The sequence below is a fragment of the Streptomyces sp. SKN60 genome (genome assembly GCF_026236535.1).
In the GTDB taxonomy this organism is placed as follows: domain Bacteria; phylum Actinomycetota; class Actinomycetes; order Streptomycetales; family Streptomycetaceae; genus Streptomyces.
This window is the reverse complement of the sequence record NZ_JAHTMW010000001.1, coordinates 478,848-494,493: the sequence shown is the minus strand read 5'-3', so window position 1 is coordinate 494,493 and position 15,646 is coordinate 478,848. Positions and strand designations below refer to the sequence as shown.

General features: G+C 72.5%; 15 protein-coding genes, 1 pseudogene and 1 riboswitch. Of the genes and pseudogenes, 8 read left to right on the top strand and 8 right to left on the bottom strand.

What is annotated here, in order from left to right; all coding sequences use genetic code 11:
* Positions 1-43 precede the first annotated feature (43 nt).
* Entirely contained in the window at positions 44-2,062 is a 2,019-nt protein-coding gene (locus KV205_RS02320; RefSeq protein ID WP_265861692.1) for an N-acetylmuramoyl-L-alanine amidase, read from the bottom strand.
* 181 nt (positions 2,063-2,243) lie between these two features.
* Here KV205_RS02320 and KV205_RS02315 point away from each other — a divergent pair, with 181 nt between their 5' ends.
* Positions 2,244-3,590, top strand: coding sequence for a class II 3-deoxy-7-phosphoheptulonate synthase (locus KV205_RS02315; protein WP_265861691.1), 1,347 nt, complete (start codon positions 2,244-2,246; stop codon positions 3,588-3,590).
* 123 nt (positions 3,591-3,713) lie between these two features.
* A pseudogene (locus tag KV205_RS36385) lies at positions 3,714-3,947 on the top strand (bacterioferritin-associated ferredoxin); the annotation flags it as partial.
* Between the two features lie 113 nt (positions 3,948-4,060).
* Here KV205_RS36385 and bfr read toward each other — a convergent pair.
* Positions 4,061-4,537 (bottom strand): bacterioferritin, encoded by a 477-nt coding sequence (bfr, locus tag KV205_RS02305; RefSeq protein ID WP_265861689.1) that lies wholly within the window; start codon positions 4,535-4,537, stop codon positions 4,061-4,063.
* Positions 4,538-4,724: 187 nt separating this feature from the next.
* Here bfr and KV205_RS02300 point away from each other — a divergent pair, with 187 nt between their 5' ends.
* Positions 4,725-5,366, top strand: coding sequence for a sulfite oxidase-like oxidoreductase (locus tag KV205_RS02300; RefSeq protein ID WP_265861688.1), 642 nt, complete (start codon positions 4,725-4,727; stop codon positions 5,364-5,366).
* Positions 5,367-5,393: 27 nt separating this feature from the next.
* On the opposite strand, the gene KV205_RS02295 is transcribed toward KV205_RS02300, so the two are convergent.
* The 6 genes from KV205_RS02295 to thiO form a co-directional block, all read right to left on the bottom strand.
* Positions 5,394-5,948 (bottom strand): DUF4396 domain-containing protein, encoded by a 555-nt coding sequence (locus KV205_RS02295; protein WP_265861687.1) that lies wholly within the window; start codon positions 5,946-5,948, stop codon positions 5,394-5,396.
* An 81-nt stretch (positions 5,949-6,029) separates the two neighbouring features.
* Positions 6,030-6,917 carry a deoxyribonuclease IV gene (locus KV205_RS02290; protein ID WP_265861685.1) on the bottom strand — a complete coding sequence of 296 codons (888 nt, stop codon included), beginning with the start codon at positions 6,915-6,917 and terminating at the stop codon, positions 6,030-6,032.
* A gap of 6 nt (positions 6,918-6,923) precedes the next feature.
* Positions 6,924-8,876 carry a Stk1 family PASTA domain-containing Ser/Thr kinase gene (pknB, locus tag KV205_RS02285; protein WP_265861684.1) on the bottom strand — a complete coding sequence of 651 codons (1,953 nt, stop codon included), beginning with the start codon at positions 8,874-8,876 and terminating at the stop codon, positions 6,924-6,926.
* An 83-nt stretch (positions 8,877-8,959) separates the two neighbouring features.
* A complete protein-coding gene (locus KV205_RS02280) occupies positions 8,960-9,754 on the bottom strand; it encodes a thiazole synthase (protein WP_265861682.1) in 795 nt (264 codons plus the stop codon).
* 5 nt (positions 9,755-9,759) lie between these two features.
* On the bottom strand, positions 9,760-9,960 hold the full coding sequence (gene thiS, locus KV205_RS02275; protein ID WP_265861681.1) for a sulfur carrier protein ThiS: 201 nt from the start codon (positions 9,958-9,960) through the stop codon (positions 9,760-9,762).
* Positions 9,957-11,147, bottom strand: a complete 1,191-nt coding sequence (gene thiO, locus KV205_RS02270; RefSeq protein WP_265861680.1) for a glycine oxidase ThiO — start codon at positions 11,145-11,147, stop codon at positions 9,957-9,959. The genes thiS and thiO overlap by 4 nt, the downstream gene beginning before the upstream one ends.
* Positions 11,145-11,257: riboswitch (TPP riboswitch) on the bottom strand. Its footprint overlaps the gene before it by 3 nt.
* A 104-nt stretch (positions 11,258-11,361) precedes the next feature.
* On the opposite strand from thiO, the gene KV205_RS02265 reads away from it, so the two are divergent.
* The 5 genes from KV205_RS02265 to KV205_RS02245 all read left to right on the top strand — a co-directional run bounded on the left by KV205_RS02265 (position 11,362) and on the right by KV205_RS02245 (position 15,629).
* Entirely contained in the window at positions 11,362-12,600 is a 1,239-nt protein-coding gene (locus KV205_RS02265) for an NAD(P)/FAD-dependent oxidoreductase (RefSeq protein WP_265861679.1), read from the top strand.
* Between the two features lie 43 nt (positions 12,601-12,643).
* Positions 12,644-13,018, top strand: coding sequence for an Rv2175c family DNA-binding protein (locus tag KV205_RS02260; protein ID WP_265861678.1), 375 nt, complete (start codon positions 12,644-12,646; stop codon positions 13,016-13,018).
* Between the two features lie 89 nt (positions 13,019-13,107).
* Positions 13,108-13,761 (top strand): thiamine phosphate synthase, encoded by a 654-nt coding sequence (gene thiE / locus KV205_RS02255; RefSeq protein WP_265861676.1) that lies wholly within the window; start codon positions 13,108-13,110, stop codon positions 13,759-13,761.
* A 110-nt stretch (positions 13,762-13,871) separates the two neighbouring features.
* Entirely contained in the window at positions 13,872-14,789 is a 918-nt protein-coding gene (gene metF / locus KV205_RS02250) for a methylenetetrahydrofolate reductase [NAD(P)H] (RefSeq protein ID WP_265861675.1), read from the top strand.
* 51 nt (positions 14,790-14,840) lie between these two features.
* The gene (locus KV205_RS02245; RefSeq protein WP_265861674.1) at positions 14,841-15,629 is read left to right on the top strand and encodes a hypothetical protein; all 789 of its coding nucleotides are present in this window, start codon (positions 14,841-14,843) and stop codon (positions 15,627-15,629) included.
* The last annotated feature ends 17 nt before the right edge of the window (positions 15,630-15,646 follow it).

The following is a 15,646-nucleotide window of genomic DNA, read 5'->3' as shown; positions in this document are numbered from 1 at the left end:
CCGGAGGGGCCGGATGTCCGGGTGCCGGACGATCGGGTCGGGGTCAGACGACCGTGACCTGGTCGGCCTTCACCCACGCCAGCCGGTGGCCGTAGCGGATCGGGACGTACGTGTCGCTGCCGACGACGTTCTGCTGTGCGGAGCCGAAGAAGTCGTCGCCCCGCACCGCCGGGCCGGCCTTCGCGTACGCCTGGCCCGGGGGCAGCGAGTACCTGGTCAGGTAGTCGGGGCTGTCCGTCGGGGCCTCCAGGCCGGCGGCCCGGTAGGCGGCGGTCTCGGGGTAGGCGCGCCCGTACAGCCGCACGGTGACACCGGGCTTCGCCCTGACCACCGTGGGGGAGCCGGACACCGGCGCGGTGTACCGGCCGCCCGGGTTCTGGAACCAGGCCTTCTTCCCGCCGTACCAGATCGCCGTCCAGTCGGTGCGGGACTCGGCGACCACATAGGTGCCGCCCGCGCGGACCTTGTTCGCCCAGTTCGAGCCCTCGGACCACAGCGAGCTGAAGTACGGGTCGGTCAGCGTCGGCGCGGCCGTCGACGGCTCGGTGTAGAGGTAGCCGAAGTTGGCCGGGCGCGGGGTGACGGCGGTGCCGCCGTTGTACGTGAGCCTGGGCTGGTTGGCCGTGGTGAACGGCGGCACCACCCGGACGACCTGCCCGGCCCGGAGCGGGCCGCCGGAGCCGGGGTCGCCGGTCGGCGCGCCCATCAGGGCCATGAAGTGGTTCCAGTCCCAGTACGGGCCCGGGTCCCAGTGGGTCCTGCCCGCATAGCCGTCGAGCTGCATCGGCACCTCGTCGTGGCCGATGACGTGCTCGCGGTCGAGCGGTACGCTGTAGCTGTCGGCGAGGTACTTCACCAGGGCGGCCGTCGACTCGTACTGCGGCTCGGTGTACCAGCTGCTCTCGCTGATGGCGTAGCCCTCGTGCTCCACGCCGATCGAGTGCATGTTGAGCGTCCAGTTCCCGGCATGCCAGGCGAGGTCCTTGTTCTCGACCAGCTGGGTGACCAGACCGTCCGAGGCGCGCACCAGATAGTGGGCGCTGGCCTTGACGTCCGGGTTGGTGAGCGCGGCCAGCGAGCCGTCGTAGCCGCCCTCGGTGTCGTGGATGACGATCTGCCGGATGTCGACGCCCTGGTCGGGGCGGGCGGCGGGCGTGTAGTTGCGGGTGCCGTCGGCGGCGGTCCGCGAAGGGACGAAGGTGCAGTTCAAGGACGCCGGGCAGGCGGGCGTGGGGACGGTCGTGGTGCTCGCGAAGGCGGCCGCGAGCGGCAGCCGCGCCGGTTTCCGCGGCCGTACGGACGGGTCGGCCGGCAGCACGACCTGCTCGCCGTCCGCGGTGAGCTCCCGCTCGCCGGTGCGGATCGACTCGTAGACCCGGCGGGCGAACAGCTCGGCGCCCTCGGGGTCGGTGGCCTGGCTGTAGCGCGCGACCGCCGGGTACCAGGCGCCCGGGTCGGTCGGCAGCTCGTCGCCGCCGGCCTCGCGCTGGTATGCGGCGAGCAGCGCCGCACCGGCCCGGATGCCGGCGGCCGGGTCGTGCTTCAGCTCCTCGGCGGACGCGCCGGTCAGCGCGGCGGCCTTGTCGAGCGTGTGCAGCCGCGGGTCGGAGGTGTCGACCGGCTCCTTCGGCAGCACCTTCAGCACCCGGGAGGCCACGAAGGTCCGCTCGATCTCCGGCCGCCCGCTCTCGTTGAGATGCGCGAGCCGCTCCCGGGCGTCGGGCCGCTCGACGTCACCCGGCTCGACCTTGGTCAGCCCCATGACGTTGTAGGCGCCGGTGGTGCTCGGCTCGCCGCCGTGGGACTCCCAGCGGGTCTGCCGGTACGAGACCGCCATGAGCACGCTGCGCGGTACGCCGTACGCGCGCGCCGCGTCGTCGAACGCGGCCTGCAGCGAGCGGGCCCGCGGCGAGGGGCCGCCGCTCTTGCCGTCCGGGCCGCCGCCGAGGACGCCGGGGGCGGCGACCGCCAGGGTGCCGAGCGTGGCGCCCGCGACGACACCCGCGAGTGCGCCGTAGAGCAGTCGTCTCTTCCTGCGGTCGTTGCGGTGTCGGTGGATCACACCCAGTCCTCGGTTTCGGTTGTCCGGTTGAGGCGTCGGAAGGCCCGGAACGTCACAGCGGTGTTCAACGCGCGGACCTGCGGAAGGTGTCGGTCACGGGGCCGTGCGGCACGCCCGTGTCTCAGTCATTGGTCAGCGGGACGAGACGGGGCGAAGACCCCGTACTGTGGTCCATGTGACCGTGAACGCTGATACCCACGCCGTCGCCCAGGCGACCTGGCGAGACCTGCCCGCGGCGCAGCAGCCCGAGTACCCCGATGCCGAGGCTCTGCGCGATGTGATCGCGGACCTCGAGTCGTATCCTCCGCTCGTCTTCGCCGGCGAGTGCGACCAGCTGCGCGCCCGGATGGGAGCCGTCGCCCGTGGCGAGGCGTTCCTGCTCCAGGGCGGCGACTGCGCCGAGGCCTTCGACGCCGTGTCCGCCGATCACATCCGGGCCAAGCTCAAGACCCTGCTCCAGATGAGCGCCGTCCTCACCTACGCGGCCTCCGTGCCCGTGGTGAAGGTCGGCCGCATCGCCGGGCAGTACTCCAAGCCCCGCTCGAAGGGGACCGAGACCCGCGACGGCGTGACCCTGCCGACCTACCGCGGCGACTCCGTCAACGGCTTCGACTTCAACGAGAAGGCCCGCGTCCCGGACCCCGAGCGCCTGAAGCGGATGTACCACGCCTCCGCCTCGACGCTGAACCTGGTCCGCGCCTTCACCACCGGCGGCTACGCCGACCTGCGCCAGGTGCACGCCTGGAACCAGGACTTCGTGAAGTCGTCCCCGTCCGGCCAGCGTTACGAGCAGCTGGCGCGCGAGATCGACAACGCGCTGAACTTCATGAAGGCCTGCGGCACCGACCCGGCCGAGTTCAAGGCGGTCGAGTTCTACTCCTCGCACGAGGCGCTGCTGCTCGACTACGAGGGCGCGCTGACCCGCACCGACTCGCGCACCGGCAAGCTGTACGACACCTCCGGCCACATGGTCTGGATCGGTGAGCGCACCCGCCAGCTGGACCACGCGCACATCGAGTTCGCCTCGCGGATCGCCAACCCGATCGGCATCAAGCTGGGCCCGACGACCACCCCGGAGGAGGCGCTCACCTACATCGAGCGCCTGGACCCGGACCGCGAGCCGGGCCGGCTGACCTTCATCGTCCGGATGGGCGCCGACAAGGTCCGGGACAAGCTCCCCGAGCTGGTCGAGAAGGTCACCGCCTCGGGCGCGACGGTCGCCTGGGTGACCGACCCGATGCACGGCAACACCTTCGAGGCGGCCTCCGGCCACAAGACGCGCCGTTTCGACGACGTGCTCGACGAGGTCAAGGGCTTCTTCGAGGTCCACAAGGAGCTGGGCACCCACCCGGGCGGCATCCACGTCGAGCTCACCGGTGACGACGTCACCGAGTGCGTGGGCGGCGGCGACGAGATCTTCGTCGACGACCTGCACCAGCGCTACGAGACGGCCTGCGACCCGCGGCTCAACCGCAGCCAGTCGCTGGACCTGGCCTTCCTCGTGGCCGAGATGTACCGCGATCAGTAAGTAGCTTCCTACGACAGTGGGGCGCGGATCCTTGTGATCCGCGCCCCATCGTCGTAGGAAGCCCTTTTGCGCCACCCGCCCGCCGGGTAAGGTTAGGTTAGCCTTATCGATCACCGGCGGGAGGTGAACCGCGTGTACGTCTGCTCATGCTTCGCAATCACGGAGAAGCAGGTCAAGGAGCACGCGGAGAGCGGTGCCTGCACGCCCCGCCAGATCGCCTCGGCCTGCAAGGCGGGCACCGACTGCGGCTCGTGTGTACGACGCATTCAGGCCATTCTCGGGCGCGGCAGCTGCCCCCGCCGGGAGCTCCTGGACCAGGGCATGCCGGCCCTGGCGGCGGAGGTCACGGAGCTCGCTGAGGCCACCGGGACCGCCGGGGTGACGGAGGTCGCCGCCGGGATCACCGAGGTCGCGGCCGAGGCGCCCCGGCTGTCGGAAGCCGCCTAGCTCCTTCCGGCCGGCCCGTCCCGCTAGCTCGGCTGCTCGATCAGCGTCGAGCAGTACAGCGCCTCGCCCAGCTGCTCGATCAGCTCCAGCTGCGTGTCCAGGTAGTCGATGTGGTGTTCCTCGTCCGCCAGGATCTCCTCGAAGAGGTTGGCCGAGGTGACGTCGCCCTTGGTCCGCATCACCTCGATCCCGCGCCGCAGCCGGTCGATCGCCTCCACCTCGACCTGGCGGTCGGCCTCGAACATCTCCTTGACGGTCTGGCCCACCCGTACGTGGAACAGGCGCTGGTAGTTGGGCAGGCCGTCGAGCATCAGGATGCGCTCGGTCAGCTTGTCCGCGTGCTTCATCTCGTCGATGGACTCTTCGCGGGTGTACTTGGCGAGCTTGGTCCAGCCCTTGTTGTCCTGGATGCGGTAGTGCAGCCAGTACTGGTTGATCGCGGTCAGCTCGCCGGTCAGCTGCTCGTTGAGGAACTCGAGGACCTCGGGGTCGCCCTGCATCGCTTCAGGATCCTTCCAACGCATTCGGTGCCGCCACTGGGCAGGATGGCCGCATCCTTCCAGCGCGCCCGGGTGCAGTCCAGTAAGTGCAGGCTTACCGACAGTTGTCCGCAAGGTCCGAATGTCCCCGTGATGTCGGCGCATGGCTGGTCATGACCACCCCTCGCGGTCTGTCACCATGGATGACATGGGTCAGCCGGAGGGCGGAGCACGCCGGGAATCAGGAGTGGCGGTGCCGTCGGAGCTTCCGCCGGGGCAGCGGCTCCAGCGCGGCTGGCCGGTGACCCACTACGGACCCGTGCCGCGCTTCAAGCCGGAGCGCTGGGAGTTCCGGGTCTTCGGGGCGACCGCCGACGGCGACAAGCGCTGCTGGAACCACGAGGAGTTCTCGGCGCTGCCCTTCGCCACCGTCGTGGCCGATCTGCACTGCGTGACCAAGTTCAGCATGCTGGGCGCCGAGTGGGGCGGGGTGCTCGCCCGTACTCTCCTGGAGCTCGCCCCGCCCGCGCCCAACGTCACGCATGTGATGGTCTGGGCGGAGTACGGCTACAGCGCCAACATGCGGCTCGCCGACTTCGCCTCGGACCGCACGATCTTCGCCACCCACAAGGACGGTGAACTGCTCACCGCCGAGCACGGGTTCCCGCTGCGGCTCGTGGTGCCCCACCTCTACGCGTGGAAGGGTCCCAAGTGGGTCCGTGGCGTGGAGTACATGGCCGCCGACCGGCGTGGCTTCTGGGAGGAGCGCGGGTACCACAACATCGGTGACCCGTGGACGGAGCAGCGCTACTCGTACCAGGAGGAGCCGGGCGACGGCCCTGAGCTCTAGTTCTTCGCTTGCTTTCCCTGCCGGTCCTCAGTGGTACTGGTGGACGACGGCGTGGCCCTTGCCGCGGCCGATCATCCACTTGTTGACCGGGGTCGTGAGGACGAAGGCGACCCCGAGCGAGATCGCCAGGACGATCCAGAAGAGCGCGTCCGACAGGTGCGCGTCCATGGCGCCCGGCCAGAGCGCGATGACGCCGTTGTCGATGATCTCCATGACCGCGATGGACAGCGTGTCGGCGGCGAGCGCGACCTTGAACGCGGTCTTGAAGTCGACGCCGGCCTTCAGGATGCCGCGCAGGGTGAGCGCGTAGCCGAAGAAGAACGCCAGGACGATCGCCAGGACCATGGTCGGTACGTTGCCCCAGCCGAGGGCGGTGCCGATGATCATGCCGAGCACCTCGCCGATGGCGCAGCCGGTGAGGCAGTGGAGGGTCGCCTGGGCGGCCGTCGACCAGGTCACCGGGCCAAGACCGTGATCGTGGCCATGACCGTGGTGCTCGTGGTTCTCGTGGTGGGCGCCGTGGTGCTGGTGGGTCTCGTGACCCTGGTGGTGCTCGTGATGGGCGTGCGCTTCGTGCTGCATGAGTGCCCCCAAGCTCGGGTAGCGGTTCCTCCGTACTCAGGGAACCGTATACCCCCCTAGGGTATTCCTCAACGGAGTTTTTCAGCGCAGCTTCTTCAGCAGCTCCACATCCGCCTTGTGTCCCGGCGTCCCGCCCGGCGTCTCGATGACCAGCGGAACCCCCGCCGTGGCCGGATGCCGCAGCAGGGCGCGGAAGCCCTCCTGCCCGATGTAGCCCGCGCCGATGTTCGCGTGCCGGTCCTTGTGCGCGCCGACGACGTCCTTGGAGTCGTTGGCGTGGATCAGTTTCAGCCGTCCCTCGCCGACCGTCTCCACCAGCTGGTCGAGGGTCTGGGCGGCCCCGTGCGGGCCGGCCAGGTCGTGCCCCGCGGCGAAGACGTGGCAGGTGTCCAGGCACACGCCCAGCTTGGGGTGCCGGTCGAGCGCGTCGAAGTACGGGCCGAAGTCCCAGGTCCGCGAGCACAGCGAGAAGCCCTGCCCGGCCGTCGACTCCAGGAGCAGGTCCGGGTCGTCCGGGTGGGTCAGCTCGTCGAGCAGTGGCAGCATCCGCTCCCGCACCTGCGCGAGCGCCTCGGCGCGCGGCCGGCCCCCGGTCGCCGAGCCGGTGTGCACGACCACGCCGCGGGCGCCGATCGCCCGCGCCCGGCGCAGCGAGTGCCGCAGCGAGTCCACCGACTTCTCCACGGTGGCCTCGGTGTGCGAGCCGAAGTTGATCAGGTACGGGGCGTGCACCCAGGCCGACAGGCCCTCCTCGGCGCACCCCGCGCGGAACAGCTCGTCCTGCTCCGGGTTGCCGGCCGGAGTGGCCCAGCCGCGCGGGTTCGCCACGAAGACCTGCACGGTCTCGGCGCCGAGCTCCCGCGCGTAACCGAGCCCGACCTTCGCGAGGCCGCCGGCCACCGGCACATGGCCACCGACGGGATTGCGGCCGCGGCCGCGCGGCAGGTCGCCTTGTCCGGGTTCGGTCATGACGGTCTACAGCCCCTTGAGCGTGATGGTGACGGTGGAGCCCTCGGCCGCCGTGCCGCCGCCCTCGACCGACTGGCGCACGACGGTGTCGCCGAGGAAGGGGAAGTCCTTCTCCACCTTCACCTCGAAGCCCGCGTCCTCCAGCTCCGCCCTGGCCTCGTCCACCTTCGAGCCGACGACGTCCGGGACCTCGACCATCCGCGGGCCCTTGGAGACGGTCAGGGTGATCGTGTCGCCCTTCGCGGCCCGGCTGCCCTCGGCGAGGGACTGCGCGGCGACCGAGCCGGCGCTCTCCGGGGAGTTCACCCGCTCCGGGGCGACGACCACCTTCAGACCGGCCTCCTGGAGCTCCGCGGTGGCGTCCGCGACCGCTTCGCCGCGCACGTCCGGCACGTCGATCGGGCGGCCCTTGCTGACCTCGAGGGCGATCGCCGAGTCGGGGCTGCGCTCGGTGCCCGGCTCCGGGTCGGAGCCGATCACCGCGCCCTGCGCGACGTCGTCGCTGAAGGAGTACGTGATGACCCCCGGCGCCAGCCCCTCCTCGGCCAGCACCTTCTTGGCGTCCGCGAGCGGGGTGCCCTTCAGGTTCGGGACCTTCACGACGCGCGGGCCGCGGGAGAGGGTGAGGGTCACCGCGCCGTTGCCGCGGATCCGCTCGCCGGGGCCCGGGTCGACGGCCATGACCGTGCCGCGCTCGTACACGTCGCTGAAGTCGCGCTTCGTCGTGCCCACGTCGAGCCCCGCGTCCGCGAGACGCTTCGTGGCCTGCGCCTCGGTCTGGCCGAGGACCGCCGGGACCCGGGTGAACTGGCCCGAATTGATGTACCAGACGCCGGTCCCGATGCCGAGGGCGAGCAGGACCGCGGCGACGATCAGCAGCGGGCCGCGCGGCCGGCGCCGGCCGCGCGGCTCCGTCCCGCCGACCCGGCCGGGCGCGGCCGTCGGCGTCGGCTCGGGGGCCGGCAGCAGGCTGGTGTGCTCGACCGGCATCTGCTCCGCCGGCATGTGCTCCACCGGCAGCGGCCGGATCCGCGGGATCACGCTGGTGCGGTCCTCCGCCCCGCCGGCCTCGGCGGCCGGCCGGGCCTGCGGCGGCACCGCGTCGAGCTGCTCCTCGGTGAGCCCGCCGCGCGCCTCACGGACCTGTGCGAGCAGCGCCACCGCGTCGTACGGACGCACGTCGGGGTTGCGGGCGGTGGCGCTCGCCACCAGCTCGTCCAGCTCGACCGCGAGGCCGGGCACGGCGGCGGAGGGCGCGGGCACATCGGTGTTGAGGTGCTGGTAGAGCACCTGCGCCGGGGTGTCCCCGGAGTGCGGCTTGGCGCCGGTCAGCATCTCGTACAGGACGACCCCGCACGCGTACACGTCGGCGCGGGTGTCGGCGGTGCCGTGCTCGATCTGCTCCGGGGCCAGATAGGACACGGTGCCGAGGACGGCGCCGGTGCTGTCGGTGGCCGAGCCCACGGCGCGGACCAGGCCGAAGTCGGCGACCTTCACCCGGCCGTCGTCCCCTATCAGGACGTTCTCCGGCTTCATGTCGCGGTGCACGAACCCGGCCCGGTGCGCGGCGCCGAGCGCGGCGAGCACCGGTTCGAGCACGTCGAGCGCGGCGCGCGGCCGCAACGCCCCCCGCTCGCGCAGCACGTCGCGCAGGGTGCAGCCGGCCACGTACTCCATCGCGAGATAGACGTACGCGCCGTCCGCGCCCTGGTCGAAGACCGCGACGACATTGGGGTGCGCGAGCCGCGCCACCGACTTGGCCTCGCGCATGAAGCGCTCCACGAAGGCGGCGTCGGTGGCGAGGTCGGGGTGCATCACCTTGAGCGCGAGCTCCCGGTCGAGCCGGGTGTCGACGGCCCGGTAGACCGTGGCCATCCCGCCGACGGCGATGCGCGCGTCGACGCGGTAGCGGCCGTCGAGCAGCCGCCCGACGAGGGGGTCCTGAAGGGTCGTGTCCACGGCCACGAGTCTACGAGCCGCGACCTGGTCCCCTTTCCGTACGGCCCCGACTGCAGCGCACCTGTGACGTCGGAGGTCAGACGTCAGAAGGCCGGGCGCTCCGGATCGAGCCGGGCGCGGCCGTCCTGCGGCGAGGAGGCCTCCGCGAAGTGGCGGCGCGGGATGCGGCCCGCCCGGTGCGCCAGCCGGCCCGCCTCCACGGCGCTCTTCATGGCGGCGGCCATGAGCACCGGCTCCTGGGCCCGGGTGACCGCCGAGGCCAGCATCACCGCCGAGCAGCCCAGCTCCATCGCGAGCGCCGCGTCGGAGGCGGTGCCGGCGCCCGCGTCCAGGATCACCGGCACCCCGGCCCGCTCGGTGATCAGCTGGAAGTTGTGCGGATTGCGGATGCCGAGCCCGGAGCCGATGGGCGAGCCGAGCGGCATGATCGCGGCGCAGCCCGCGTCCTCCAGCTTGCGGGCGAGCACCGGGTCGTCGTTGGTGTACGGCAGGACCGTGAAGCCGTCGTCGACCAGCGTCTCCGCCGCGTCGAGCAGCTCCACGGCGTCCGGCAGCAGGGTCCGCTCGTCGGCGATGACCTCCAGCTTGATCCAGTCCGTGCCGAGCGCCTCGCGGGCGAGCCGCGCGGTGAGCACGGCCTCGCCGGCCGTGAAGCAGCCGGCCGTGTTGGGCAGCACCCGGATGCCCAGCTTGTCCAGGACGGAGAGCACCGAGCCCTGCACCTGCGGGTCCAGGCGGCGCATGGCCACGGTGGTCAGCTCGGTGCCGCTGGCGACCAGGGAGCGTTCGAGCACGTCGAGGCTGGGCGCCCCGCCGGTGCCCATGATCAGACGGGAGGTGAAGGCGGTCCCGCCGAGGGTGAAGACGTCGTCGGACATCGCGCTCAGCCCCCCTGGACCGCGGTCAGGACCTCGACCCGGTCGCCGTCGGCGAGCGGCGTCGCGGCCCACTGGCTGCGCGGGACCACGGTCTCGTTGACGGCGGCGGCCACCCCGGAGTGCGCGGTGGTGAGGGTGGCGACGAGGGCGTCGAGGGCCAGACCGGGGGAGAGCTCTCGCGGCTCTCCGTTCACGGACACGTTCATGCGTGCTCCAGGTGTACGAGGGAGAAGCGGCGGGCGGTGAAGGCGCGGGCCTCGTCCGGCAGCGCGCCGGTGGTCAGGGCCTGGGCCATCACGTCGCCGGTGACGGGGGTGAGCAGCACCCCGTTGCGGTAGTGGCCGGTGGCCAGCTGGAGCCCGGGCAGGGCGCTGGGGCCGAGCAGCGGCGCGTTGTCGGGGGAGCCGGGGCGAAGCCCGGCGCGGGTCTCGGTGAGCGGCAGCTCGGTGATGCCTGGGACCAGCTCGTGCGCGTCGCGCAGCAGCTCGTACACCCCGCCGGCGGTGACCGTGGTGTCCCAGCCGAGCTCCTCGCTGGTGGCGCCGACCACCAGCTCGCCGTTCGCGCGCGGCACCAGATAGACGTGGCTGCCGCGGACCATCGCGCGGACGGTGCGGGACAGGAACGGCGCGTACGCGGGCGGCACCCGCAGCCGCAGGACCTGGCCCTTCACCGGCCGTACGGGCGGCAGGGCGTCCGCCGGTACGCCGTCGAGCCGGCCGCTCAGGCTGCCGGCGGCGAGCACCACCTGGTCGGCGGCGACCTCGGTGCCGTCCGCCAGGACCGCGCCGGCGGCCCGGTCCCGTACCACCGTCAGGCGCTCCGCGCGGGTCCGGTGGAAGACCACCCCGGCCCGCTCGCAGGCCACGACCAGCGCGTCGGCGAGCCGGCGCGGGTCGACCTGGTGGTCGCCGTCCACCCGAAGCCCGCCGCGCACGCCCGGGGCGAGCATGGGCTCGAGGCGCCGGCAGTCGCGGCCGCTGAGCCACTCGGCGGCGAGCCCGCAGCGCGTCTGCAGGGCGTGCAGCTCGCGCAGATGGGCCCGGTCGTCGGCGTCCAGCGCGACCGCGAGGGTGCCGCAGGCGCGGTAGCCGACGTCGTGCCCGGTGGCCTCGGCGAGCTCGGCGACGAACGCGGGATAGCGGCGCGCGGAGGCGAGATTGAGCCCGAGCAGGGTCTCCTCGCCATAGTGGAGCTCGGTGACGGCGGCGAGCATCCCCGCCGCCACCCGGGCGGCCCCGCCGCCAGGTTCGGGGTCGGCCACGGCGACCCGCAGCCCGCGCTGCGCGGCCCGCCAGGCGGTGACCAGGCCGATGATGCCGCCCCCGATGACGAGGACGTCGGCCGTGCTGTGCGTGTTGCCTGAATTGCCAGTACTGCTCGTACGCGACATGGGCGTCCAGCCCCTCCCTTCGCCGGCATGACCCGGATCAGGTTCGTACGGTCGGAGGCCGGCCAGCCTCCCTCTCAGCCCGGTCCGTCCGGGCTCCCGCGAGTGCTTTACGGCCGCCACCCTAGCCCGTGCCCGCGTCCGGTCCACAGGGCCCCGCCCGGGCCCATCACGGGGCCGAGTTCCTGACGAACCGTCAGATGCGTATGGTGGTCGGGTGAGCGAGCAGAAGCAGCAACCGCAGCCGAACGGGCGGCGCGTCGTGGTCGTGGGCGCCGGAATGGCGGGCGTCCAGACCGCCGTCGCCCTGCGCGAACAGGGCTTCACCGGCCCCGTCACCCTCATCGGCGCCGAACCCCACCAGCCCTACGACCGGCCCCCGCTGTCCAAGGCCGTCCTGCTCGGCAAGGCCGAGGGCTCCGCCTTCGACGTCGACTTCACCGCCCTCGGCATCGACCTCCGGCTCGGCGTCGAGGTCACCGGACTGCGCCCCGCCGACCACGAGGTCGACACCGAGACCGGCCCCGTGCCGTACGACGTCCTCGTCGTCGCCACCGGCGCCTACCCGCTCACCCTGCCCGGCTCCGAGGGCGTCCCCGGCGTCCACCTGCTGCGCACCCTCGACGACGCCGTCCGCCTCGGCCCCGTCCTGGAACGCCGCCACGCCGTGGTCGTCGTCGGCGCCGGCTGGATCGGCGCCGAGTTCGCCACCGCCGCCCGCGAGGCCGGCTGCGCCGTCACCGTCGTCGAGGCCGCCGACCGCCCCCTCGCCGGGGCCCTGCCCGCCGAGGTCACCGCCCCCATGAGCGCCTGGTACACCGCCAGCGGCGCCGACCTCCGGCTGCACGCGCGCGTGCGACGGGTCGAGGAGGGCCGGGTCGTCCTCGACGGACCCGACGGCACCACCACCGAGCTGCCCGCCGACGCCGTCGTCGTCGGCATCGGCGCCCGCCCCGCCACCGACTGGCTGGCCGGCTCCGGCGCCGCCCTCGACCCCAGCGGCGCGCTCACCGCCGACGACCGGCTGCGCACCTCCCTGCCCGACGTGTACGCGGTCGGCGACTGCGCCTCCTTCCCCTCCGCCCGCTACGGCGAGCGGCTCCTCGTGCACCACTGGGACAACGCCCTCCAGGGCCCCCGCACCGTCGCCGCCGACATCCTCGGCGGCGCGCCCGAGCCCTACGACCCGGTCCCGTACTTCTGGTCCGAGCAGTTCGGCCGCTTCGTCCAGTACGCCGGGCACCACGCCGCCGCCGACACCCTGCTGTGGCGCGGCGACCCCGCCGACGAGACCTGGGCGGTGCTGTGGCTGCGCGGGGAGACGCCGGTCGCCCTGCTCGCCGTCGGCCGGCCCCGCGACCTCGCCCAGGGCCGCCGGCTGATCGAGCGGCGCACCCCGGTCGACCCGGCGCGGGCCGCCGACCCCTCCGTCCCCCTGAAGGCGGCAGTCCGGTAGGGCCCGACTACCGACTGTCAGTCCGGGATGGCACGCTTGTCCTGTGACCGAGATTGACGCAAAGACCGATGCTCTCGTCCCCGGCTGGCTCTACCTCCCCGACATCGCGGAGATGCTCGACGTCGAGGTGACGCGCGTGCGGCAGCTGGTGAAGGAGGGCCAGCTCATCGCCGTGCGCCGCGAGGTGCGCCCCGGCGAGAAGATCCTCCAGGTGCCGGCCGCCTTCATCCAGGGCGACAAGGTCGTCAAGGGCCTGGTCGGCACGCTGACGCTGCTGCGGGACGACGGCTTCACCGACGAAGAGATGCTGGAGTGGCTCTTCACCCCGGACCCGTCCCTACCCGGCACCCCGGCGCAGGCCCTCAACGAGAATCGCGGCACGGAGGTGAAGCGCCGCGCCCAGGCGCTCGCCGTCTGATCCGTTCGACACCACCAGCGGTGCCGGGCCGGCCGTCCCCCGAGCGGACGGCCGGCCCGGCACCGGCACCACCCGACGGGGGGAACCCAATGTCCACGCCTCGCGCGCAGCTCGCCGACGCCCGCCTCTACCTGTGCACGGACGCCCGGAAGCGCCAGGGCGACCTGCCCGCCTTCCTCGACGCCGTGCTCTCCTCCGGCGTCGACATCGTGCAGCTCCGCGACAAGGGCATGGAGGCCGGCGAGGAGCTGGAGCACCTCGCCGTGTTCGCCGAGGCCTGCCGCCGGCACGGCAAGCTCCTCGCCGTCAACGACCGGGCCGACGTCGCCCACGCGATCGGTTCCGATGTGCTGCATCTCGGCCAGGGCGACCTGCCCGTGCCCGCCGCCCGCGCGATCCTCGGCGAGCAGGTCCTGATCGGCCGCTCCTGCCACGCCGAGGACGAGGTCGACGCGGCCGCCGCCGAGCCGGGCGTGGACTACTTCTGCACCGGCCCCTGCTGGCCCACCCCCACCAAGCCGGGGCGGTACGCGCCGGGCCTCGGCCTGGTCCGCCACGCCGCCGGCCTCGCCCAGGACCGGCCCTGGTTCGCCATCGGCGGCATCGACGAGACCACTCTGGACGAGGTCCTGGACGCCGGCGCCCGCCGGATCGTCGTGGTCCGCGCGATCACCGAGGCCGCGGACCCGGCCGCCGCCGCGGCCGCCCTCGCCAAGCGGGTCCGCGAGCGCCTCGACCGGTGACTTCCCGGATGGGCCGGACGTCCGGAACATTCCCGGAAACCTGTCCGGAATCGTGTCCACAACGCGGACGCGGCTTCACCGCGCTTCTGGACTCCGTCTAACCTGCCCGTATGGCCCTTGGTACCGCTTCCGTCCGCTCGGACCGCGCACGCACGGTCCGCGACATCCTCGCGTCCGGCGACACGACGTACTCGTTCGAGTTCTTCGCGCCCCGGACCGAGAAGAGCGAGCAGAGCCTCTGGAACGCCATGCGCCGGATCGAGGCGGTCGCCCCCAGCTTCGTGTCCGTGACCTACGGCGCCGGCGGCACCACCCGCGGCGGCACCGTCAAGGCCACCCAGAAGATCGCCTCCGACACCACCCTCACCCCGGTCGCCCACCTCACCGCCGTCGACCACTCGATCGCCGAACTGCGCAACATCCTCGGCCAGTACGCCGACGCCGGCATCAGGAACATGCTCGCCGTGCGCGGCGACCCGCCGGGCGACCCGCTCGGCGAGTGGGTGGCCCACCCCCAGGGCGTGCGCTACGCCGCCGACCTCGTCCGGCTGATCAAGGAGTCGGGCGACTTCTGCGTGGGTGTCGCCGCCTTCCCCGAGATGCACCCGCGCTCCGAGGACTGGGACACCGACGTCCGCCACTTCGTCGACAAGTGCCGGGCCGGCGCCGACTACGCGATCACCCAGATGTTCTTCGACCCGGAGGCCTATCTGCGGCTGCGCGACAGCGTGCAGAAGGCCGGCTGCGAGACCCCGATCATCCCCGAGGTCATGCCCGTGGTCAGCGTGAAGACGCTGGAGCGGCTGCCCACCCTGAGCAACGCCGCCTTCCCGGCAGACGTGAAAGAGCGGATCCTCGCCGTCAAGGACGATCCGGCCGCTGTACGCTCCTTGGGCATCGAGTTCGCGACGGAGTTCTGCGCGCGGCTGCTGTCCGAGGGTGTCCCCGGGCTGCACTTCATCACGCTGAACAACTCCAGGGCTACGCTCGAGATCTACGAGAATCTCGGACTGCACCAGCAGTCGTGACCGGCCACAGCCGCCCCGACCCGCGGCGGAGGCCGTAGGAGAGGGGCGGGCATGGGGTGGACGGTCCTCTACATCGCGTTCGGCGTGGTCGCGCTGTGGCTGCTCGGTGAGGTGCTGCTGCAGTACAAGGCGCGACTGCGCTGGCGGCTGCTCGCCTTCGCCGGCTTCCTCGGCGTGGTCGTCGGCGTCCTGGTCCCCTCGACGGTCGTGATCGTCGTCGGCGCGGTCGTCTTCGCCGTCGGCCAGACCTATGTGACCCTCTCCTTCCGGCGCGGCTTCTCCACCGGCTGGGCCCTCGGCGGCAGCCCCGGCGCGAGCCGCCGCCGCAGGTCGGGCAAGGCCGCCGACGAGAAGACGGGCCCGACCCTGGAGGTCACCGACCTCAGCTACGACGAGGCGTACGAGGAGGGTTACGCCGAGGGCTACGACCAGCCGACCGAGCGCGCCGACGACCAGGCCACGCCTCTGTACGAGCCCCAGCCGATGCCCGAGGACACCGGCCAGTACGCCGTCTACGGCACCTCCTACGAGCAGCAGCAGCCGTACGCCGACCCGTACGCCACCGGCTACGACCAGCAGCAGCCCGCCTACGACTACGGCACCTCGTACGAGCAGCAGCAGTACGCCGCCTACTCCGACCCGTACATCGGCCAGCAGTACGGCGACGCCGGCGCCTACCAGCAGCAGCCGTACGCCGACCCGTACGCCCCCTCGTACACCTACGACACCCCGCCCGGCGGCGTCTGGGTCCCGCAGCAGCGGGACACCGAGCAGGGCCAGCAGTACCAGGACCAGCAGGGCTACTACGGCAACAACGGGGACTACCAGCAGTACCGCTGAGCCCGGCGCGGCGGGCA